We start from the raw sequence: 22276 nt of genomic DNA, 5'->3' as shown, positions 1-22276 counted from the left end.
ACTACAATACACGAATGTGAGGAAAGAACAATGAGAAAAAAGAGTATGAACAAGGCAGTTAAGGGTCTTTCATTAGCACTTGCACTTTCAATGGGACTTAGCTTTGTACCTGGATTTAGTGCAGAGGAAGCTAAGGCAGCCACAAAGAATGGTATAGTATCACACGGCAAGAAGACAGTATATTCTTCTAAGAAGGGTACTTCAGTATTTATCGGTGGTAAGAAGTTAGATCTTGACCTTATTGTTAAGGGAAAGAACATTTCTAAGAAGGTTAAGTGGACCAGCTCAAAGGGAAGCGTTCTTAGTGTAAATAAGAAAAACGGAAAGCTTACCGCAAAGAAAAATGGTAAGGCAATTATCACAGCAGTATATAAGAACAAGAAATATAAAGCACTTGTTAAGGTATATACCAGAGCTGAAAGTGTAGCTGTTAATGACAATGGTGTGGATGTATCTGAAATCAGATTAACAGAGGGCGAGAGCAAGACACTTAATGTAAGCTACAAGATATCTGATAAGATTGCTAAGGCAGGCGGAAAGTCTTCTACTTACAACAGCTATGTATTAGTTGACAACTCAGGAGCTGCTTCAGTAACAAAGGCTAAGGCAAGCGCTAAGACCTTCACCGTTACCGGTGTTAAGGCTGGTGAGAGCTACGTAGATGTTGTAGGAAGCCAGAGCAGTGCAGCTAAGGCTAACTCAGACAAGTTTAAGGTAACTGCAAGAATCAAGGTTGTAGTTGCTGCTAAGTTCGGCGGCAAGCAGACAGGAGCAAGAAAGATTACAGTTACAGGCAATAATCTTACAGCAAACAAGAGTGACTATTCAGTAAAGCTTGCAGGCGGTATAAGAGATATAACAAGCGTTAGCGTAAATGCCGCAGGAACAGAGGCTGTGCTTGAGATGACAGCTAACATAACTGATGGTGACTATACAGTTGAATTTGGTGGCAAGACATCTTCTTTCAAGGGAGAGACAGCTAAGCTTTCTAAGATTGATGTTCCTAACAAGTACCTTGTATTAAACGGAGATACCAATGCAGCAGGTGGTACAATCGAGTATAAGATTACAAACCAGTTTGGTGAGGATGTAACAAAGAGTGTTGGAGGACTTAATGTAAATGTTTCAGCAGGTACAGGTACTGCTAATCCTGCTAAGGGCGTTATTGACGTAACTAACATTGCAGCCAATCTTCCACTTAACACACCTGTAACCCTTACTCTTGTAAAGGTTGATGGAATGAACACCATTACTAATACATTCCAGCTTACACTTGCAGCAAAGGCAAAGGCAAGCTCAGTGTCTGTAAAGGGTGTATATAGCACAGTAACAAAGAAGCCTTATGAGCTTACGGTAAACAGCTCAGACAATAACAACGCAAGGCTTCTTGTAGAAGTTAAAGACCAGTATGGTAGAAGTATGAAGTCTACGGACGGTGTAAGCATCTATGCAAACGGTGGTCTTACAGGTCTTGGTATCAATAGTTCTACTGTTTACCACGATACACTCGAGGTGGACGGAGTTGACTACATTGCAATTCCTTTCACAGGCATAAATGATGTTAAGTCTGGTGATGTAACTGTGAACTTTGTTGCACTTTATGGAACAAGCGGAAACAATACTACTTCTACAACAATTAAGATAGCAGGCACAAAGCAGGTATCTAAGTTTAGTGTAACTGCTCCTTCAGAAGTATATGCAGGAGAGTCAACATACTTTAATTTTAATGCTACTAACCCTGCTGGTCAGGCTGTAACAGACTATGCTACACTTAGCAGTGACAAGTATGGCGTTAAGCTTCCTGAGGCCTTCTCCTGGGAGAATACAGCTAATGGAACAGCTAAACTTAAGTATGACGCAACCAAGGATAATTCAGTTAAAAACGTAACATGGAGCCAGGGACTTACACAGATTACAACAAATGCTGTATTTACAGTACAGTCCAATATGCAGCCTGCAATCACAACCTTTACAGTATATGCACCTGCAGTTCCTTCAAACATCAGAAGCATTTCAGTTGATGGTGTTCTTAAGGGTGGTACTACAGAGAATGTACTTCCTAAGGTTAAGATAGTTGACAACAAGGGCCGCGAGCTTTCAAGCCTTTCAGCTTATTCTAACTACTACCTTGGAGTAAAGAAGAGCGGAAACGGAAGATTTACAGTTACAGCTCCTGGCGCAGCTGTGGCGAACAACGTTACTCTTGTTAAGTTAAGCGAGTTAAACTCTAAGTCACTTAAATTTACAGATTCCAATGCTGTACTTAACGGTAATGAGTCAGAGGACTTCACATTTGCCATCTACAAGGATGCTACAGGAAACAACCCTGTTGCAGGATCTGAGATAAATGTTAAGGTTACAGCAGCTGACATAAAGAGCCTCTCAAGCTTTAGCTTAAGCTTACCTTCTGCTGTATACAGTGCAGATGGTAATACAGGCTATGACTCAGTTAGCGCTGTAGTTACAGGTAAGACCTCTGATGGTACAACTGTACAGATTGGAGATAATAACTTTGAGTTAAGAGATACCAAGAACTTAGTAGCTGGTGACAAAGTAGTTCCTAGCCGTGGTAAAGAAGAGGCTAAAAGAGGAGATTTTACCGATACAGTTACAGCCGTTGTCAATGATGGTAAGGGATCAACAGCATCTAAGGACGTAGTAGTTTCTGCAAAGGCTCCTTTAGTTACTAAGGTTGAGGCTGCAACTTCAGAGCTTCCAGCTGGCAGTCTTACAGTTAACGGAATAAGAGATGCACTTGTTATAACTGATAGATATACTGCAGCCGAAAATGGTGTTGCTGCTTCAAGCGCACTTGCTAAGAACACACTTCAGGGAATCAGACTTGTATCTTCTGCATCAGGCAAGGTGACAGCTGATTGGAACAATACAACCAGAGTAACCTTCAACGGTGCGGCAGCAGGTGATATGGTTACTGTTCAGGTTACCTTCGCAGGTGGAGTAAACGGTACCTTTAGCTTCAAGTTAAAGTAATTCACGCTTAGATATAATTTGTAATAACTGCTATAAGGTCACGGGGACGAATAAAGTCCTCGTGGCTTTTTATTTAAATAATATTGATAATATGCAAAAACTCATAGTCAAGACTTGATTAAAATGTAATCAGAGGTTAAACTATACTCATTGATTTAATACTAAAGGAGACTGGTTATGAGTTATAGATTAAAAAATGAGATTCTTGAAATAAGCATTGCAGCAAAAGGAGCAGAGTTAACCTCTATAAAGGATAGTTCAGGTAAAGAATACCTTTGGCAGGGAGATGAAAAGTACTGGGGCAGGCAGTCGCCTATACTTTTTCCTTTCGTAGGAAGGCTTAAGAATCAGGAATTTACCTATGAGGGCAAAAAATATCATATCATGCAGCATGGCTTTGCCAGAGATATGGAGTTTGTGGTTATAGAAGAGAAAGAAAATGAAATCTGGTTTGAGATAAGGGATAATGAGGAAACACTTAAGATGTATCCTTTTCATTTCGCACTCAGAATAGGCTACCGCCTGAGTGGCAACAAGATAGAGGTGCTTTGGGAGGTAGAGAATACAGGTGATAAAACTATGTATTTTAACATAGGTGCACATCCGGGCTTTAACTGTCCTATTGATGGTGAAGCCGATAAGGTGGGATATTCTTTAGAATACAATTCTAAGGGGAATCCTAAGTATTTTGGTGCAGATTATGATACAGGACTTAGACTGTCTGAACTTCATGAGCTTAAGCTTGAAAATGGAAGAAGTATAATTACTAAGGAGTATTTTGACACTACTACTTACATTTTCGAGGATAACCAGATATCTGAGGTTTCGTTAGTTAAACCAAATGGTAAAAAGATTGTAACTGTTAAGTTTGACATGCCTATACTTGCAATCTGGTCAAAGGAGAGAGCGGATGCTCCTTTTGTATGCCTTGAGCCATGGTATGGCCGCTGTGACAGGATGGAATTTGAAGGAGACCTAGCCGACAGAGAGTGTAACATTGTACTTGAGGCAGGTAAGAAGTTTAACAATGTATATAGTATTGAGTTAGGATAAATTACGGAATTCTTGTGTACGGGGTGCCAATAGCTTTGCACCCGCATCTTTTTTAAAAAATATAGATAGTTGTAAGAAAAAGATTATAATTCCTTAAGAACTCTTGGGTAAAATAGAGCCAAGGTGTCATAGTTTTGATACTCTAATACTTGTTAATGATTAGAAAGGTTTTTTAATGAGAGAGAAGTCCGCTGAAGTTTTATTTATACCAAAGTTTATGTTGATTCCGCTTTTCATATCTATTACTTGGAATTCAATAACATATTTTGGTTCAAGATTACTTACTACGAACTGGCATCATATAAATGCTGAGATTTCCCTTGATTCTATTATACCTCTTGTACCTTGGACGGTTTCTATATATTTAAGCTGCTATATATATTGGCTGGCTAATTATATCTTGGGTGTAAGACAAAGTAGGGAAGAAGCTTTCAGGTTTATTAGTGCAGATTTTTTTGCAAAAACGATTTGCCTTCTTTGCTTCCTCATCATACCGACTACCAATATAAGACCGCAGTTAGGGAGTGAAGGGTTCTGGAATAAGATTATGATTTGGCTGTATAATACAGATGCGGCTGACAATCTTTTTCCTTCCATTCACTGCCTCACAAGCTGGTTTTGCTATATTGCGGTAAGAGAGAACAAGAGGATACCTAAGCCTTATGTGATGTTTTCACTGTTTTTTGCGATATGTATATGTATTTCTACTCTTACAACCAAGCAGCACGTTATAGTTGATGTGATTGGAGGAGTAGGTATTGCAGAAGGCAGCTATTTTGTAGTAAAATATGGTTTTACCGGACTTTATACGAGACTCATTACCAAAATCAATCGAAAACTTAAGTTGGAGTAGGCCGTTTCCTTTGCTACTTCTCAGGGCTTGTAAAGATGGATAAAAAGAAATTTATTTGGATTATATTATTAGGAAAACCTTGGTGCATCTTAGCTTACAGCTATGCAGCCGGTCTTATTTAAGGGGGATACTATGAAAAAGGGATTGTTAGGATATTATAATTACACAGTTGTGCTTACCTATGTGGGCATGTTGACTGCTTTTATGGGAATCCTACTGGTATTAAACAAAAATTTTTCTACGGCAGTGGTCTGCCTGCTTGTGTCGGGTGTCTGCGATATGTTTGACGGAAAGGTTGCTGCTACAAAGGTTAGGGACCACAACGAAAAGTGCTTTGGTATCCAGATTGATTCCCTAAGTGACTTAGTAAGCTTTGGAATATTCCCGGCTTTATTTGTATATGTGTTCTTAGATAATGAGATCGCGGCGGGCTTTATAGCTTCTTTTTACGTTCTTGCAGCCCTTATCCGTCTTGCATACTTTAACGTTCTTGAAGAAGAGAGACAGAGGCAGAGTACCGGGCTTAGAACTGTGTATTTAGGGCTTCCTGTAACGACAATTGCCCTTCTTCTTCCTGCAGTTCATATTGCGTATGAAAGAGGAATATTTAAGAATAAACTTGCTTACCTTGTTATGTTAATCTTTGTGATGGTTGGATTTGTTTCGCCTTTTGAAATAAAGAAGCCTAATGCACTTGGCAAAGTGGGTATGATAATACTAGGCGTTTTAGAAGTAATCGGTGTTTTATTTTTGATGGGATGGGATGCGGTATGAGAGAAGATTATTCAGTAAGATTTTTATATGGTACGGCAGCAGGGAGAGCGCTGCTTAAGCTGCTTACAAGGCCTGTGGTTTCTGATATAGGAGGTAAGTTCTTAGACTCACCTCCTTCAAGGCTGTTGATACCGGGGTTTATAAAGAAGAATAATATTTCACTTGAGGGAATAGAAGTGCCTGCGCGGGGCTTCTATTCCTTTAATGAGTTTTTTAAGAGAAGAAAAAAAGCGGTTAAATTTGATAAAAACCAGAATCATTTTATTAACCCTTGTGATGGATATCTTTCTGTGGTAGAATTAAGAGAAGATTCTTCGTTTAAAATTAAAAACTCAAGATATAATTTGGTGAGCTTACTAAAAGACAATGTGCTTGCAAAGGAATTTGCAGGCGGTTATGCCCTTATTTACAGGCTTACGCCTAAGCATTATCACAGATATATATTTTCAGATGACGGTGTAGTTGTAAGAACGAAACGAATAGAGGGAATACTCCACTGCGTAAGACCCGTTGCTTTGTCCGTATACCCTGTATTTTCTGAAAATACAAGAGAATATGCTGTGGTTAATACTGATAATTTTGGCAAGATTATTCAGATGGAAATAGGAGCACTTATGGTTGGAAAGATATCAAATCATAAGTTAAAGGGTAGAATTGCTAAAGGTCTTGAAAAGGGCTGCTTTGAATTTGGAGGATCCACTATTGTGGTATTTGTTAAGAAAGATGAGATAGAATTTAACCCTTATATTTTAAAAAAGTTAAGGAAGTACGCTGAGATATCAGTGACTCTTGGAGAAGTCGTTGCGGTGAAGAAGAATGGAGGAAAAGTTGAATAGATTAGTAAAAAAAGCGGGAAGCTTTATGCTTGCATCAACACTTGTGCTTGGTATGCCTTTTTACTTTAATACATTAAGAGCAGAGGCTGCAGTTTCTGAGTCAAGGGCTCAGGAGATTAGGACTGAATTAAAGGATCTGATTGACAAAGTAAATCAGAATTATTACGAAGATGTGGATACTAATAAGATCTTAGATGAGGTTTTTGAAGAGGCGGATGACAAGACGGGCCTTGATACCATATCCAAGCTTTTTGTAAGCAAGTTAAATGATCCTTATTCTGTATATTATACGGTCAAGGAGCTTGAGAGCTTTAACAGTGCAATGAAGGGTGAATACTACGGAATTGGTATCGAGGTAGCTAAAGATGTGAAGACCGGCGGGATTAAGATAACCAATGTATTTGAAGGAAGTCCTGCAAAGAAAGCCAAGCTTAAAAAGGGCGATATTATACTTAAGGCCGGCAAAAAAGACCTGACCAGGCTTGAGATTCTGAAGGCCACCTCTTATTTTAAGGGTAAAAAGGGAAGTAAGGTTACCCTTACTGTACTTAGGGGAAAGTCTACAAAAAAGATGGTTGTAGAAAGAAATGAAGTAATTATACCTACTGTTTCTTCTAAGACCTATACTAACGGAAGGGTAGGGTATATTAAAGTAAACGCTTTTCTTGACAATACAGGTAAAGAATTTGTCGGTGCGTTAAACAAGCTGGTAAAAAAGGATATTGAAGGGCTTGTGATTGATCTTAGGAACAATGGAGGCGGATATGTAGGCACAGCCTATGATATGCTTGATCGTATACTTCCTGATAATACTGATATTTTTTCTTTTGTATACAAGAGCGGTAAGAAGGAGATAGCAAAGACGGGTGAACTTTCAACCGGTGATGATAAAGTATTTAACCTTCCTATTGTTATCCTTATGAATAATGAGTCTGCCAGTGCTTCAGAGCTTTTTACCGGAGCCCTAAAGGATAATGGTTATGCAGAAACCGTAGGAGAGACAAGCTACGGTAAAGGAGTGGCTCAGAGTATACTTGAAGTACTTGGAAAGGACGGCAGCACTGTAATAGGAGGACTTAAGCTGACAACAATAAAGTACTACCTCCCAAATGGTGAAAGTATCAATAAAGTAGGTATAACTCCTGACTACAAGATAAAGGATGATAAGAAGACTGCTAAGGATGAGCAGCTTGATTATGCTGTAAAAAAGATTAAGAAAATGATAGATTAACAATATGCTGATATAGGGAAATATTACTTGCAAGCATTAAAAATAAGCTATTGAGGTAAATGAATGGATTCAGTTGTTGTATCGTTTATAAGTATGTTTGCTTGTGCTTTCGTTGTACTTGCTGTATGTCTTATTAGAACGATAAAGAAAAAACAGGCTGTAGCTCCTAAAGTCAGACTGTTGATTATTGTAAACATAGTCTCTGTAGTTATTCAGGCTGCACTTTTGTTTGCTGAAGATGTACAAACTGCTTTGATGCTTCATACTTTTTATCTGGTCTGCATATGTGGAATCAGGTATGTAGCACTTAAGATAGCAGTTGAAGTCACAAAATATGAGATTACAAATATTAAAATATTCTATTTTGTAGACGCAATTATTGCTTTGGATGTGTTACTTGTTTTAAGTAATATATTCACACAATCACTTTTTACAACTCAGAAGGTAATGATTGGAAATTGGTACTACTTTACTACAGTTGCACAGCCTCTTGTAACATTACACAATATAGTATCTTGTGGCGTTTTGATGCTCATTGCATTTATAATAATTTATAAATTGGTGGGGCTTAGTCCTGCTTATTATGGAAAATACATTATTCTTCTTGCATCCTTCACTATTGCAGTAGTGGTCAACTTGTTATATAAGTTTCTTAATTATGCAGTGGATATATCAGTGCTCGGTTACACAGTCAGTGTAGTGATGGTTTATCTGGTTTTGCTGGAGAACAAACAGAAAACGTTAATAGATAAAATGCTCTCACGCATTGTTTTAAAAACAGATGATATTATCGTGTTTCTTGATATTGAAGGTGAATGCGTGTTTGTAAATGACGTAGCAAAGAGCTTTTTTGGGGTTAAGGATGATTATTCATTGGTCATTAAACAAATTAGTAAGATGTTTAAGCTAGAGAATTTTGACAGTGAAAGACTTGAGTATTCTACCCTATGTACAATGAGTGACAAAGGCGAGCAGAAGCATTATGACATTGTATATAAGAAGCTGTATAGGAATGGAAAACCGGAAGGCAGCTATTACAAAATAAAGGATAGAACCATAGATGTTGATATATTCAACAAGGACAAATACAAGGCTACGCATGACAAGTTAACGGGACTTTACAATAGTGATTATTTTTGCGACAAGGTCGAAGAAATATTAAAGGAGAATCCTGATAAGGATTACTATATTTTATGCTCCGATGTTCAGGATTTTAAACTTATTAATGATTCTTTTGGAAAAGTTGTCGGCGACAAGGTGCTTAACTCAATAGCGTGGAAGCTAAGAGAAAAAATAACTAAGAATACTTTGTATTGCAGGCTTTCAGGAGATAAGTTCTGTATTCTTACAGAGAAAGATAAGTTTGATGAAAAACTATACAAAAGTATAGCAAAAGAAGTATCGATGACTGATGGTATACACTATCCTATCAATATGCAGATAGGTGTGTACTACATTGAGGATAGAAAACTATCGCCATCTATGATGATCGACAGAGCGGGAATGGCTATATCCAAGAATAAGGAAGATTATCAGAATAAGATATTCTACTATGATGATAAGATAAGAGAATTAAAATACTGGGAACAGAGGCTCTCAGGTGAACTTGACAATGCCATAAACGACAATCAGCTAAAGGTATATCTGCAGGAGCAGTGTGATGGCGATGGCAAGGTTATAGGAGCTGAGGCTCTTATCAGGTGGATTCACCCTACTGAAGGCCTGATGCCGCCATATAGATTCATACCTATGTTTGAGAAAAACGGTCTTATAAGCAAGGTGGATTTGTTTGTATGGAAAGAAGCCGCAAAACTATTAAAGAAATGGCAGAATGAAGGAAACGATGAATATTATATTTCAGTGAATATTTCTCCTGCAGACTTCTATTTCTTAGATATTTACAAAGAGCTTGTAAGGATTGTTGAAAAATATGAGATTAACCCTGCAAAGCTAAAGCTTGAAATCACAGAAACCCTGATTATGAAGGATGTTGAGAGCAGGCTTATGATAGTAGAAAAGCTTAGGGACTTTGGATTTACAGTGGAGATGGATGACTTTGGAAGTGGATATTCTTCGCTTAATATGCTAAAGGATATATCTGTAGATGTACTTAAGCTTGATATGGGATTCCTGTATAAAACAAAGGATGAAGAAAAGAGCAGAAAGATTATAGGAATGATAGTTCAGCTCTCGAAGGCTCTGGATATGCCTGTAATCTGCGAAGGTGTGGAAACAAAATCACAGTTTGAATTCTTAAAAAATATCAAATGTGATTATTTTCAGGGATATCTGTTTGCAAAGCCTGTATCGATTGAAGATTTTGAGAATAAAAATCTGTAAATAAGTATATCACACTCTGTTGCTAACGGAATGCGGGTGTGATATACTGTTTTTAGCTTTGTTAACTTTTTGCCGAGACTTCTGAAAAGCTGATTCAAAGGGAGTCATTTTTTCAGTAGTTTCGGGATTTACAAAGCCAGTATAAAAAGGAGATAGTAAAATTATGTTTAAGAGTTTTAGTATGGAACTTGCAGGACGTACCCTTACAGTAGATATAGACAGGGTTGCCAAGCAGGCTAATGGTGCAGCGCTTATGCACTATGGCGATACAGTTGTTCTTTCTACCTGTACAGCTTCAGAGAAGCCAAGAGAAGGTATTGATTTCTTCCCGCTTTCAGTGGAATATGAAGAGAAACAGTATGCTGTAGGTAAGATACCGGGAGGCTTCAATAAGAGAGAGGGTAAGGCTTCTGAGAATGCGGTACTTACATCAAGAGTAATTGACCGTCCTATGCGTCCTCTTTTCCCAAAGGATTACAGAAATGATGTTACACTCAATAACCTGGTTCTTAGTGTAGATCCGACCTGTTCTCCTGAACTTACTGCTATGCTTGGTTCAGCTATAGCAACAGCCATATCTGATGTGCCTTTTGACGGACCTTGTGCAACTACACAGGTAGGTCTTATTGACGGAGAATTTGTAATCAATCCAAGTAATGCCGAGATGGCAGTCTCAGCCCTTAAGCTCACCGTTGCATCTACCAAAGAGAAGGTTATTATGATAGAGGCAGGTGCTGATGAGTTACCTGAGGCAAAGATGATTGAGGCTATTTATAAGGCTCACGAAATCAATCAGGAAATCATCGCATTTATCGAGAAGATAGCTGCTGAGTGCGGAAAGCCTAAGTCAGAGTATGAGAGATATGCAGTTCCTGAGGAGTTCTTTGCTGCAATCAAGGAAGTGGTTACTCCAGAGGAGATGGAAAAGGCTGTATTTACTGACGAAAAGCAGGTGAGGGAAGAGAACATATCTGCTATCATGGATAAGCTTAGCGAGCATTTTGCTGAAAATGAAGAATGGCTTCCTTTCCTTTCTGACGCCGTATATCAGTATCAGAAGAAGACTGTTAGAAAGATGATATTAAAAGACCATAAGCGTCCTGATGGCCGTGAGATGTCTCAGATAAGAAAGCTTGCAGCTGAAGTTGACCTTATACCACGTGTTCATGGCTCAGCTATGTTCACAAGAGGCCAGACTCAGATTTGTAATATTACCACTCTTGCACCTCTTTCAGAAGTTCAGAAGGTGGACGGACTTAATGCAGAAGAGACCTATAAGAGATATATTCATCACTATAACTTCCCTTCATATTCAGTAGGAGAGACCAAGCCATCAAGAGGACCGGGAAGAAGAGAAATAGGACATGGTGCTTTGGCTGAGAGAGCCCTTATACCGGTACTTCCTAGCGAGGAGGAATTCCCATACGCTATCCGTACTGTATCTGAGACCTTCGAGTCAAACGGATCAACATCTATGGCTTCCACCTGCGCATCCTGTATGTCGCTTATGGCTGCGGGTGTGCCTATTAAGAGGATGGTAGCAGGTATTTCCTGTGGTTTGGTTACCGGTGAGACAGATGGGGACTATGTACTCCTTACAGACATTCAGGGACTTGAAGACTTCTTTGGAGACATGGACTTTAAGGTAACAGGTACTACAGAGGGTATCACAGCTATTCAGATGGATATCAAGATTCACGGTCTTACAAGGGAGATTGTAGAGGGTGCGATTGCAAGAACAAGAGAAGCAAGAATGTTCATTATGGATACTTGTATGAGACCTGCTATTGCAGAGCCTAGACCAAGTGTGAATGAATATGCACCTAAGATTGAGCAGATTAAGATCGATCCTGAGAAGATTGGTGAGGTGGTTGGACAGAAGGGGAAGACCATCAATGCCATCATAGACAAGACAGGAGTTAAGATAGACATAACCGATGAAGGAAATGTAAGCATTTGCGGTACGGACATTGATAAGATAAATGAAGCTAAAGAAATCATTAGAATGATAGTTACTGAGTTTGAAGAAGGTAAGGTTTATACCGGTAAGGTTGTTTCTATCAAAGAGTTCGGTGCCTTTGTTGAATTTGCCCCTGGCAAGGAGGGAATGGTACACATATCTAAGGTTTCAAAAGAGAGAATAAACAACGTTGAAGATGTACTTACACTTGGAGACATAGTAAAGACTATCTGTCTTGGAAAAGATAAGATGGGAAGAATATCATTTAGTATTAAGGATGTACCTGCAGGAGTGTAAATCATAACACTGAATGGGGTTGGAGGAAAAAATATGGAGTCAAAGAATATATCTCCTGCGGTCATAAAGAGACTGCCTAGATATTACAGATATCTGGGGGATTTACTGAAATCAGGGATAGACAGGATTTCTTCTAAAGAGTTGAGCGAGAGAATGCAGGTTACAGCATCCCAGATCAGACAGGACTTGAATAATTTTGGGGGCTTCGGTCAGCAGGGTTATGGTTACAATGTAGAGTATCTATACAATGAGATTGCCAAAATCTTGGGGCTTGATAAGGACTACAACCTTATTATAGTAGGAGCAGGTAATCTGGGAACCGCAATCACGAATTATACTGATTTTGCAAAAAGAGGATTTTATGTAAAGCAGGTCTTTGATATTAAGCCCGAATTAATCGGAAAGAAAATCGGAGACATAGAAATACTTGGAATGGACAGCCTGCCTGATTATATCAAAAATAATCAGGTAGACATAGCTGCGATTACAGTTCCAAAGGAAATGGCAACTGAAACCGCAGCAAAACTTGTAAAGTGTGGTATCAAGGCTATATGGAACTTTGCTCCTGTGGATCTTAGATTACCGAAGGATGTTATAGTTGAAACAATTCACCTTTCGGACACTTTGATGAGGCTTTCTTATTCACTTAAAAATAAGGGGTCTAAGTAAAGGAAGATTAGCTTGATTATAGGAATTGGTAATGATTTAATCGAAAAATCAAGAGTCAAAAAAGCATGCGAAAAGGATGCTTTTTTGTCGTATGTTTTTACAGAGAAAGAAAGGGAACTGATTGTAAATAAGCCAGACAGGGCAGCAGGAAACTGGGCTGTGAAAGAAGCTGTCGCTAAGGCTATGGGAACAGGCTTTTTGGGATTTAAGATAAGAGAGATAGAAGTCCTAAGGGATGAGCTTGGGAAACCCTATGTGAACTTATATGGTAATGCAAAATTAAAGCAAGAGGAACTGGGGATTAAGGTATTCTTTGTATCGATTTCGGATACCAAGGAATATGTGAGTGCTGTAGCAGTGGCGGAGGGCTGATTATGATAAGACTTGTAGACAGCGAGGGAGCAAAAAAACTAGATGAAGATGCAAGGAAACTTGGCATGCCCGGGATGGTGCTTATGGAAAGAGCGGCTCTATCCGTGGCGGAGTTTATAAGGGATAAGCTTCTAAGAGATGACGTTGATAAAAAGATTATAGCAGTTTGCGGCTCCGGCAACAATGGCGGAGATGGCATTGCCTGTGCAAGAATACTCCATGAATGGGGGTATAATTCAGAGGTAATAATAGTTGGGAAAAAAGAAAAGTTTACCAATCAGACAAAGCTGCAGATAAGGCTTGCCAAAAACTGTGGAGTAGCACTTAAAATATCTAATCCAGTCAAGCTAATTACAGAAAAAAGTGAATTTAACCAGGCTATAGTTATAGATGCGGTATTTGGAGTGGGATTCAAGGGTAAGCTTGAAGGAGACTTGGCTAAGTTTACCGAGTATCTCAATATGTTTGATTCAGTAAAGGTAGCGGTGGACATCCCTTCGGGGGTGAATGGCAGCAATGGAAGAGTTGAAGGAGTAGCTGTTAAATGCGACTATACAATAACATTTGGCGTAAATAAGCTTGGAATAGCCGTATATCCCGGTAAAGACTATGCAGGTGAGATTATTGTGGCTGACATAGGCTTTCCAAAAAAAGCCCTTGATATGGTATCTCCCGATACATTTACCTTTGATGAGTCTCAAATAAGCTACTATATGCCTGAAAGAAGAGAGTACAGCAATAAGGGAGACTTCGGTAAGATACTGATAATAGCGGGTTCAGAGGAAATGTGCGGAGCATCTTTCCTTTCAGCTCTTGCGGCATATAGAACAGGTGGAGGACTTGTTAGACTCTTTGTGCCTGAAGCAAACAGACAGTCTTTGCAGAACCTACTTCCTGAAGCTATACTTACCACATATGAAGATAGTACTGATAAGGTAATAAGTAAGGTAACTGCAGATAAATTAGAGAAGGCTGTGAAGGAATGGGCAGCTGCAATAGTAATAGGCCCCGGTCTTGGATTAAGTAAGAGGAGTAAGTCTTTAGTTAAGAAAGTCGTGGATTTATCAGAAGTCAGAACTGTTATAGATGCAGATGGATTAACTCTTTTTAGAGAAATTGTCGAGGAGAGTGAAGACAGAAGACTTGATTTAGTTAAAGACTTGAAGAAGAATTTCATCCTGACACCTCATATCAAAGAACTTGCTGATTTACTGTATATGCCTAAAGAAGAAGTGAAAGAAAATGTAGTTCAAATTGCAAAGGAATTAAAATCCTGCAGCGGTGAGATTGTTATAAAGGAGGCTAGAACGCTTGTTGCAGGCGGTGGAAAATGCTACATAAACAACAGCGGCAACTCTGGCTTGGCAAAGGCGGGTTCAGGCGATGTGCTTACGGGAATACTCGCAGCTCTTATTGCGACTGAAAAACAAAGGCCTTTTATGGTTACACCTCTTGGTGTTTATATCCATGGGCTCGCAGGAGATATGCTTAAGGAGAAAAAGGGGAAATACGGAATTATAGCTAGAGAACTGGCTGATGAGGTGGCTGAAGTGATGAAGAGGTACACAGAGTGAAAATAACTATACTTTGCGCAGGTAAGATAAAGGAAAAGTACTTTGAAGCGGGCATTGCAGAGTATACCAAGAGGTTGTCAAGATATACGGCCATTGAAATAAAACAGGTGCAGGATGAAAAAACTCCTGACAACGCATCAGAGGCTGAAGAAGAGAAGATAAAACAGGCTGAAGGTGCGAGAATGCTCGACTTTCTTAAGAAGGCAAAGGGAAGTGACTGCTATGTGTTTGCTCTTGTGATTAAAGGGAAGGAGATAGACTCTGTAGAACTCTCAGAGAAGATATCGGAGCTTACCGTATCAGGAAAGAGCCATCTTGTATTTATCATAGGTGGGTCTTTAGGGCTTTCAGATGAAGTGATTGCGGAATCCGATTATAAGCTTAGCTTTTCAAAGCTTACCTTTCCACACCAGCTTATGAGGCTGATTCTCCTCGAACAGATATATAGGGCATTTAGGATAAAAATGGGTGAACCTTATCATAAATGAGAAATTAATGTTGTTAAATCATTACTTATATGTTATATTAAGACCGACATCATAATGGTTTTAAAATAAAACATTTTAAGGAGGAGAAATTCCAAATGAAGAAATTTCTTGAAGAATTTAAGGCATTTGCGCTTAAAGGCAATGTGATGGACCTTGCAGTAGGTGTAATTATAGGTGGAGCTTTTCAGGCTATAGTTACCTCTTTGGTTGGTGATATTATTACACCAATTATCGGTATATTTGCAAGTACTGATTTTTCTAATCTTATAGCTACCATAAATGGTTCTGAAGTAAAGTACGGAGCATTTATTACAGCTATAATCAACTTTATTATAATGGCATTTATCATCTTCTGTATCGTTAAGGGGCTTAATAAGCTTGCTGAGCGTAAAAAGAAGGAAGAGGCAAATGAGCCTACAGAAAAGACCTGTCCATTCTGCCAGAGTACTATCAGCATCAAGGCTACACGCTGTCCACACTGTACTTCTGCGCTTGAAGTGGATATGGATATGTAATTTTGCTGCTTAGTATTTGAATGGGACTCATTTGTTAAAAAGTGAGTTTTATTCCCAAAAATTTACCACATTTTTTACATTATCTATCTAGTTTTTTTATGCTAATTATGTTATCATCTTAGTGTTTAATAATACTTTACAATGCGGAAAGCATGGAAAGGAAGAAGAAAATGGATTATTTAGGAAAATTAAAAATCGAGAAGGTTATCGGTAGAGAGATTATTGACTCTAGAGGTAATCCAACTGTTGAGGCTGAAGTTATTTTAGCTTGCGGAATTGCAGGTAGAGGAACTGCTCCAAGTGGTGCTTCTACAGGTGAATTTGAGGCTCTTGAGCTTCGTGACGGTGACAAGTCTCGTTATGGTGGTAAGGGTGTTCTTAAGGCAGTTGAGAACATTAATACAGTTATAAATGATGTACTTCAGGGTGTTAGCGCATTTGATATCTATGCAGTTGACGCAGCTATGATTAAGGCTGATGGAACAAAGGATAAGTCAAAGCTTGGTGCCAATGCTATACTTGCTGTATCTATTGCAGCAGCAAGAGCAGCAGCTAATGCTCTTGACATCCCTCTTTACAGATTCTTAGGCGGTGCTAACGGCAACAGGCTTCCACTTCCTATGATGAACATATTAAATGGTGGTGCACACGCTACAAACTCTGTAGATACACAGGAATTCATGATTATGCCTGCAGGTGCTGCTAGCTTTAGAGAAGGTCTTAGAATGTGTGCAGAGGTATTCCACGCACTTCAGGCACTTCTTAAGAAGGAAGGCCACACTACAGCAGTAGGTGATGAGGGTGGTTTCGCTCCTAACCTTAAGGATGATGAGGATGTTATCGAGCATATCATCAAGGCTATAGAGAATGCAGGCTACAAGGCAGGTACAGACTTCGTTATAGCTATGGATGCAGCTTCTTCTGAGTGGAAAGACAAGGAGAAGGGAATCGGACACTACTTACAGCCAAAGTCAGGCAAGAAGTTTACTTCTGATGAGCTTATTGCTCACTGGGAGAGCCTTATCGATAAATATCCTATCTACTCAATCGAGGATGGTCTTGATGAAGAAGATTGGGAAGGCTGGAAGAAGATGACTGAGAAGCTTGGACACAAGGTTCAGCTTGTTGGTGATGATCTTTTCGTTACCAATACAGAGCGTCTTGAGAAGGGTATTAAGCTCGGTGCAGCTAACTCTATCCTTATCAAGCTTAACCAGATTGGTTCTGTATCTGAGACTCTTGAGGCTATTAAGATGGCTCACAAGGCAGGATACACAGCAATTTCTTCACACCGTTCAGGTGAGACAGAGGATACAACAATTGCTGACCTTGCAGTAGCTCTTAATACCTGCCAGATTAAGACAGGTGCTCCTTCAAGAAGTGAGCGTGTAGCTAAGTATAATCAGCTTCTTAGAATCGAAGAGGAGCTTGGTGCAGCAGCTTACTGGCCAGGTTTTAATGCATTTAATCGTAAATAATTATTATAAAACAGGGGATATAATTATATAATGGGGGCTTTTCCGGGGTAGCTTTATTAGTGTTTACCGTACGGAGGCCTGAGTAATTAATTATACATTACTGTATAAGACTGCCGTACCGGTATATTCGGTACGGTGGTTTTGTGTTCTGTCTAATGAATTTTAATTAAAGGGGGATGCTTTTATGCGTTTTATAATTCAGGTTGTAACAAATTCTGATGTAAAGATTGACGGAGAGGTCAGAGGGGCTATTGACAGGGGCTACATGGTGCTTATAGGCGTAGGTAAGGATGATACAAAAGAAATAGCTGACAAGATGATTAAGAAGATGCTGGGCCTTAGAATAATGGCTGATGAGAATGGCAAGACCAATCTTAGCTTAAAGGATGTAAACGGTGAGCTCTTACTTATATCTCAGTTTACCTTATATGCTGATTTAAGCCGCGGCAACAGACCGGGATTCACTACTTGCGGATCTCCGGATATGGCAAAAGAGCTGTATCATTATATAATAGATGAATGTAAAAAACAGGTACCTAAGGTTGAACAGGGTGAATTTGGTGCAGATATGAAGGTTAGTTTAACTAACGATGGACCATTTACCATAATTTTAGACAGTGCAGAACTCAAATAAAGCTGTTTTTTACAGATTATCTTAATGATTGTAAGATGATTACAGCATAAGATGGTATATGTGTGCAATCGGAGGATTATATGGCAGAAGCGAATAACAATCTCTCATTTGAAAGATTCCATATTCGACCAATAGATGAAATTAATGGCTTCAAGGTAAGGCCGGGTCTCTACGAACAAAATGGAGCGACAGCCATTCCCAGTGGTGTTAACTTCACTGTTCCAACCAATGGAGGGACAAGCGTAGAACTACTTCTTTTTAAGAGCAGGGAAGACGAACCTTATGCGGTTATACCTTTTCCGGAAACCTATAGAATAGGCAACGTTTATTCTATGATAGTATTTGATTTGAATATTGAAGATTTTGAATATGCTTATAGAGTTGATGGTCCTTATGACAAAGAAAAAGGACTTATCTTTGATAAGAATAATATTCTTTTGGATATGTATGCCAAATCAGTTACAGGACAGAGTGAATGGGGAAAAAAGCGCAGTAGCAAGTCTTTTTACAAGGCAAGAGTTGTGCGTAATGACTTTGACTGGGGGAGTGAACCTAATCCCAATATGGCTCTTGAAGACCTGGTCATCTATGAAATGCATGTCAGAGGCTTTACAAAGGACGCGTCCTCAGGTGTAAAATACCCGGGTACCTTTGCAGGCGTGATGGAGAAGATTCCATACCTTAAGGACCTTGGCATCAATGCGGTTGAACTGATGCCGGTATTTGAATTTGATGAAATTAAGGATAACAGAATATATAACGGAGAGGTTCTGGTTGACTATTGGGGCTATAATCCGATTAGCTTCTTTGCGCCTAATACCAGTTATGCTGCAAGGGTCGAGGATAACAGCTCAGGTATGGAGCTTAAAAAGCTAATCAAGAGGCTTCATGACAATGGTATCGAGTGTTTTCTGGATGTGGTATTTAACCATACAGCTGAAGGAAACGAGATGGGACCTAGTATCTCCTTTAAGGGCTTTGACAATAACATTTATTATATGCTGACTCCAAGAGGTGAATATTATAACTTCAGTGGCTGTGGAAACACCCTCAACTGCAACCATCCTGTGGTAAGGTATATGATACTTGAATGCTTAAGATACTGGGTGACTGATTACCATGTAGACGGATTCAGATTTGACCTTGCAAGTATACTAGGTAGAAATGAAGACGGATCACCTATGTCCAATGCTCCGCTCTTACAAAACCTTGCCTACGATCAGATACTGGCCGATGTGAAGCTCATTGCAGAAGCCTGGGATGCAGGCGGACTATATCAGGTAGGAACCTTTCCGTCGTGGAACCGCTGGGCAGAGTGGAATGGAAAGTACCGTGACGACATGAGGGATTTTCTTAAGGGAGACATAGGGCTTATGTCCGTTGCTGCCAGAAGAATATTCGGTTCAAAGGACATATACAATCCGGAACACAGGGGGGATAATGCATCTGTAAACTTCCTTAATTGTCACGATGGATTTACACTCTGGGATATGTATTGCTACAGCCATAAGCACAATGAAGCAAATGGTTGGAACAATACCGATGGAACTGATGATAACAGAAGCTGGAATTGTGGCTGGGAAGGTGAGACTGATAACGAGAATATCAATAAGCTCCGTCTAAGGCTCTGTAAGAACGCCATGACAACCTTGCTTTTAAGCAGAGGTGCTCCTATGTTCCTTGCCGGTGATGAATTCCTCAATACACAGTTTGGCAACAATAACACGTACTGTCAGGATAGCCCTATATCTTGGCTTGAGTGGGATCAGTTAGAAAAAAACAGGGAGCATTTTAGGTTCACAAGATATTTGATTAAGTTTAGAAATGAGCATCCTGTAATCAGAAAACACATGGGTGGCTGTTCACTTGGCTTTCCTGACTCTTGGGCACTAGGACCTGATCATACCAATGTGCTTAGGGTAATATTTGCAGGAAGAAATGCTGATAATACGGCTGATGACATAGTTTGCGTTGCAATAAATGTACACTGGGAGAGACAGGACTGCTATCTTCCTGAGCTGCCACATTATCTATGTTGGCAGATTGAAACTGATTCTTCGCTTGAAATATATAAAGCAGGCTTCCCTGATACCAGGGATAAAAAGGTAAGAACCAATGGCAACATGATAAATATGGAAGCTAGAAGTACTATGGTTTTCACTGTTGTTAGGATATAAAACCAAATTTATGAAACTTGAGGACTTTCTGTAGAAATGATGATATAATTATCAGGACTGCAGAAAGTTTTTTGCAGTTAAGGAGCTATATAAAGAATGTATATGTTATTAATTACTATTGTAGAGGTGCCAATATGAGGGAAATGGAATTTAAGGTTGAGAGAAATGGACTCTTAAAAGAAGGGGATATCGTAAACGTGATTGAAACAGAGCTAGAGAGCTTCCGCTATTATACTATAGAGCATGCTTATGGTATGAGTGGGAACATACCCCTTACTGAACCACTTAAAAACTTAACCGGAAAAGTAATTAAAATGGAAGAAAAACCAAGAGGATTCTACGCTGTGCTTGAATTTGAGGAGTGAAATTAAAAACCGCATATTTGAAAAGTTAGAAAACTACTGGGATACAACAGAAGAGATAAAAATAGATAATGGGCGGACATTTAAAATAAGACATAAAGAAGATTTTTCTATGGAAAAATAAATAATAGGGAAAGTGAGGATATAATGGAAGTTTGGAAAGAATATCGAAAGGGAGAGATTCCAAGAGGGAAGTATACAGCAAAGATTATATGTGGTGATTCACATTTACTGACTGTAGAACTAAAAAGTGATAAAGCTAGGATAATACTTGAATTTGGAATTGGTGAGGCTATCAGAATATCCGAAAGAAAGTTTGTCGATTTAGACTTGTATGAGAATATCGAAGATTTGAAAAAGGATAACTTTTCTAATGTCATATATGAAGTTGAAGATGGTAACTACTTAAAAGAAATCGAATTATATTCTGCAGGAGTTTTAGACAGTACAGGCACAAAACAATATACCATCATTACAGATAACTTATTGATTGATGCAGTTTATTTAGGGGAGCCGTCTTCACTCATAAAGAGAATCTATAAACTTGATTAACGATATTTAGAAAGGTTGGCTAAATTATGGAAAACTGGAAGATATATGGTGAAGGAATAGTACCCAAAGGCATATATTCGGGAAATCTTTTTTATAAAGAAGGAGTAAAGCCTATAATAGAGTTAAAATCTTGGAATACTGGCAAAATCATGTTTTATGTTAAATTTGAATTTAATCAGGTTTATTCTGTTAGGGTATTTGAAGAGGGAGCTGCATTAAATGAAATATTTGAAGATATAGTGAAGTTTCCGCCTGACCGCCGTATAAATGTAATATATGAAGTAGAAGATGGTGATTATGCGAAAGAAGTAAGGAAAATAGTTGGGAAGAAGCTAACAGGAGCAAGGATTTATCAGTATGTCATATTGACAGAAAACTATTTTTTTGAAGTTGTATCTGATTCAGAACCTATGATTACTCTGATTGAAGAGAAAGCTGAGAAGGAGATTAGGATTAAATATCAAGATGATTATAGGCAGGGGGAAGTTGATGTAATATTCAAACACCTTGAAGAGCCGGTTTATATGTCAAAAAGTGGCTCTTTTTATGAGGCAGATGTAGAACTAACAGATGGAGTGTACTATTATAAGTACTTAGGTGAGGATGGTCTGGAGCTTATAGATAAGAAAAACAAAGATATCTTCATAGATGAAAGCGGTTGCTGGTCTGTACTTACCATAGATGAAGACGGAGTAGTAGAGAAAGAGATAGAAAGCTCTGCTACGCTTACAGAATACGGGATTTCCCATAAGAAGATGGAAGTGGTGCCGGATAAGGCTGAATCAAAGGTATTTGATGTAAGTAAAGACAAGGAAGCAGTTTGCCTGCTTAGTTTTAATGAAATAAAAGGTCTTCATGTTGTGACTGTAGCATGGTATAATCCCAGTGGAGAGCTTTACAAGTTTGCGGAAAATGACTTTGGAAGCTATGAGGAAGCTGATGATGACAAAGTTATGGTCAGATTTTGGCTGAATTTGGCTGAAATAGATGAGGCAGACTTTGGGAACTGGACAGTGAGAGCTTTCTTAGACGGAGAAATGATAAAAGAGGATAACATTGTCATTTTTAAAAATGACACAGGGAAAATTGATGAACTGTGCTAGATGTAAGATAAGGAGGA

At 38.9% G+C, this 22276-nt stretch carries 19 protein-coding genes; all 19 read left to right on the top strand.

Going from position 1 to position 22276, the window contains the following annotated elements:
• The first annotated feature begins 30 nt into the window (after positions 1 to 30).
• The 19 genes from JJN12_RS06950 (at position 31) to JJN12_RS06860 (ending at position 22259) form a co-directional block, all read left to right on the top strand.
• Positions 31 to 2991 (top strand): hypothetical protein, encoded by a 2961-nt coding sequence (locus tag JJN12_RS06950; RefSeq protein ID WP_208428992.1) that lies wholly within the window; start codon positions 31 to 33, stop codon positions 2989 to 2991.
• Between the two features lie 177 nt (positions 2992 to 3168).
• Positions 3169 to 4044: an aldose 1-epimerase family protein gene (locus JJN12_RS06945; RefSeq protein ID WP_208428991.1), complete on the top strand. Its 876-nt coding sequence runs from the start codon at positions 3169 to 3171 to the stop codon at positions 4042 to 4044.
• A 175-nt stretch (positions 4045 to 4219) separates the two neighbouring features.
• Positions 4220 to 4897, top strand: coding sequence for a phosphatase PAP2 family protein (locus JJN12_RS06940; protein ID WP_208428990.1), 678 nt, complete (start codon positions 4220 to 4222; stop codon positions 4895 to 4897).
• A gap of 132 nt (positions 4898 to 5029) precedes the next feature.
• Entirely contained in the window at positions 5030 to 5671 is a 642-nt protein-coding gene (locus JJN12_RS06935) for a CDP-alcohol phosphatidyltransferase family protein (RefSeq protein WP_208428989.1), read from the top strand.
• On the top strand, positions 5668 to 6507 hold the full coding sequence (locus JJN12_RS06930) for a phosphatidylserine decarboxylase (RefSeq protein WP_208428988.1): 840 nt from the start codon (positions 5668 to 5670) through the stop codon (positions 6505 to 6507). Before JJN12_RS06935 ends, JJN12_RS06930 begins: the two co-directional genes overlap by 4 nt.
• Complete coding sequence (locus JJN12_RS06925; protein WP_208428987.1) at positions 6500 to 7738, top strand: S41 family peptidase; 1239 nt, start codon at positions 6500 to 6502, stop codon at positions 7736 to 7738. The genes JJN12_RS06930 and JJN12_RS06925 overlap by 8 nt, the downstream gene beginning before the upstream one ends.
• Before the next feature lie 63 nt (positions 7739 to 7801).
• Complete coding sequence (locus JJN12_RS06920; RefSeq protein ID WP_208428986.1) at positions 7802 to 10078, top strand: GGDEF and EAL domain-containing protein; 2277 nt, start codon at positions 7802 to 7804, stop codon at positions 10076 to 10078.
• Between the two features lie 163 nt (positions 10079 to 10241).
• Positions 10242 to 12335, top strand: a complete 2094-nt coding sequence (locus tag JJN12_RS06915; RefSeq protein ID WP_208428985.1) for a polyribonucleotide nucleotidyltransferase — start codon at positions 10242 to 10244, stop codon at positions 12333 to 12335.
• Positions 12336 to 12368: 33 nt separating this feature from the next.
• Positions 12369 to 13004 (top strand): redox-sensing transcriptional repressor Rex, encoded by a 636-nt coding sequence (locus JJN12_RS06910; protein ID WP_208428984.1) that lies wholly within the window; start codon positions 12369 to 12371, stop codon positions 13002 to 13004.
• A gap of 12 nt (positions 13005 to 13016) precedes the next feature.
• A complete protein-coding gene (gene acpS / locus JJN12_RS06905; RefSeq protein ID WP_208428983.1) occupies positions 13017 to 13376 on the top strand; it encodes a holo-ACP synthase in 360 nt (119 codons plus the stop codon).
• Positions 13377 to 13378: 2 nt separating this feature from the next.
• A complete protein-coding gene (locus tag JJN12_RS06900; protein ID WP_208428982.1) occupies positions 13379 to 14950 on the top strand; it encodes an NAD(P)H-hydrate dehydratase in 1572 nt (523 codons plus the stop codon).
• Entirely contained in the window at positions 14947 to 15438 is a 492-nt protein-coding gene (gene rlmH / locus JJN12_RS06895; RefSeq protein ID WP_208428981.1) for a 23S rRNA (pseudouridine(1915)-N(3))-methyltransferase RlmH, read from the top strand. Before JJN12_RS06900 ends, rlmH begins: the two co-directional genes overlap by 4 nt.
• A gap of 95 nt (positions 15439 to 15533) precedes the next feature.
• Positions 15534 to 15953, top strand: a complete 420-nt coding sequence (gene mscL, locus JJN12_RS06890; protein ID WP_208428980.1) for a large conductance mechanosensitive channel protein MscL — start codon at positions 15534 to 15536, stop codon at positions 15951 to 15953.
• A gap of 170 nt (positions 15954 to 16123) precedes the next feature.
• Positions 16124 to 17431 (top strand): phosphopyruvate hydratase, encoded by a 1308-nt coding sequence (gene eno / locus JJN12_RS06885; protein ID WP_208428979.1) that lies wholly within the window; start codon positions 16124 to 16126, stop codon positions 17429 to 17431.
• A 184-nt stretch (positions 17432 to 17615) separates the two neighbouring features.
• Entirely contained in the window at positions 17616 to 18065 is a 450-nt protein-coding gene (dtd, locus tag JJN12_RS06880; protein WP_208428978.1) for a D-aminoacyl-tRNA deacylase, read from the top strand.
• A gap of 80 nt (positions 18066 to 18145) precedes the next feature.
• Complete coding sequence (locus JJN12_RS06875; protein WP_208428977.1) at positions 18146 to 20242, top strand: glycogen debranching protein; 2097 nt, start codon at positions 18146 to 18148, stop codon at positions 20240 to 20242.
• A 134-nt stretch (positions 20243 to 20376) separates the two neighbouring features.
• Positions 20377 to 20607, top strand: a complete 231-nt coding sequence (locus JJN12_RS06870; RefSeq protein ID WP_208428976.1) for a hypothetical protein — start codon at positions 20377 to 20379, stop codon at positions 20605 to 20607.
• A gap of 144 nt (positions 20608 to 20751) precedes the next feature.
• Positions 20752 to 21156, top strand: coding sequence for a hypothetical protein (locus JJN12_RS06865; protein WP_208428975.1), 405 nt, complete (start codon positions 20752 to 20754; stop codon positions 21154 to 21156).
• A gap of 26 nt (positions 21157 to 21182) precedes the next feature.
• Entirely contained in the window at positions 21183 to 22259 is a 1077-nt protein-coding gene (locus JJN12_RS06860) for a hypothetical protein (protein WP_208428974.1), read from the top strand.
• The last annotated feature ends 17 nt before the right edge of the window (positions 22260 to 22276 follow it).

It is taken from the genome of Catonella massiliensis (assembly GCF_016651435.1).
GTDB lineage: Bacteria > Bacillota > Clostridia > Lachnospirales > Lachnospiraceae > Catonella > Catonella massiliensis.
The sequence above is the reverse complement of the archived record's forward strand: the minus strand, read 5'-3'. Positions and strand labels throughout refer to the sequence as shown.

What these genes read in the sequence shown, in the direction of transcription:
- JJN12_RS06950 (WP_208428992.1), top strand. Translation starts at nt 31, where the DNA reads ATGAGAAAAAAGAGTATGAACAAGGCAGTTAAGGGTCTTTCATTAGCA.
- JJN12_RS06945 (WP_208428991.1), top strand. Translation starts at nt 3,169, where the DNA reads ATGAGTTATAGATTAAAAAATGAGATTCTTGAAATAAGCATTGCAGCA.
- JJN12_RS06940 (WP_208428990.1), top strand. Translation starts at nt 4,220, where the DNA reads ATGAGAGAGAAGTCCGCTGAAGTTTTATTTATACCAAAGTTTATGTTG.
- JJN12_RS06935 (WP_208428989.1), top strand. Translation starts at nt 5,030, where the DNA reads ATGAAAAAGGGATTGTTAGGATATTATAATTACACAGTTGTGCTTACC.
- JJN12_RS06930 (WP_208428988.1), top strand. Translation starts at nt 5,668, where the DNA reads ATGAGAGAAGATTATTCAGTAAGATTTTTATATGGTACGGCAGCAGGG.
- JJN12_RS06920 (WP_208428986.1), top strand. Translation starts at nt 7,802, where the DNA reads ATGGATTCAGTTGTTGTATCGTTTATAAGTATGTTTGCTTGTGCTTTC.
- JJN12_RS06915 (WP_208428985.1), top strand. Translation starts at nt 10,242, where the DNA reads ATGTTTAAGAGTTTTAGTATGGAACTTGCAGGACGTACCCTTACAGTA.
- JJN12_RS06910 (WP_208428984.1), top strand. Translation starts at nt 12,369, where the DNA reads ATGGAGTCAAAGAATATATCTCCTGCGGTCATAAAGAGACTGCCTAGA.
- JJN12_RS06900 (WP_208428982.1), top strand. Translation starts at nt 13,379, where the DNA reads ATGATAAGACTTGTAGACAGCGAGGGAGCAAAAAAACTAGATGAAGAT.
- mscL (WP_208428980.1), top strand. Translation starts at nt 15,534, where the DNA reads ATGAAGAAATTTCTTGAAGAATTTAAGGCATTTGCGCTTAAAGGCAAT.
- eno (WP_208428979.1), top strand. Translation starts at nt 16,124, where the DNA reads ATGGATTATTTAGGAAAATTAAAAATCGAGAAGGTTATCGGTAGAGAG.
- dtd (WP_208428978.1), top strand. Translation starts at nt 17,616, where the DNA reads ATGCGTTTTATAATTCAGGTTGTAACAAATTCTGATGTAAAGATTGAC.
- JJN12_RS06875 (WP_208428977.1), top strand. Translation starts at nt 18,146, where the DNA reads ATGGCAGAAGCGAATAACAATCTCTCATTTGAAAGATTCCATATTCGA.
- JJN12_RS06870 (WP_208428976.1), top strand. Translation starts at nt 20,377, where the DNA reads ATGAGGGAAATGGAATTTAAGGTTGAGAGAAATGGACTCTTAAAAGAA.
- JJN12_RS06865 (WP_208428975.1), top strand. Translation starts at nt 20,752, where the DNA reads ATGGAAGTTTGGAAAGAATATCGAAAGGGAGAGATTCCAAGAGGGAAG.
- JJN12_RS06860 (WP_208428974.1), top strand. Translation starts at nt 21,183, where the DNA reads ATGGAAAACTGGAAGATATATGGTGAAGGAATAGTACCCAAAGGCATA.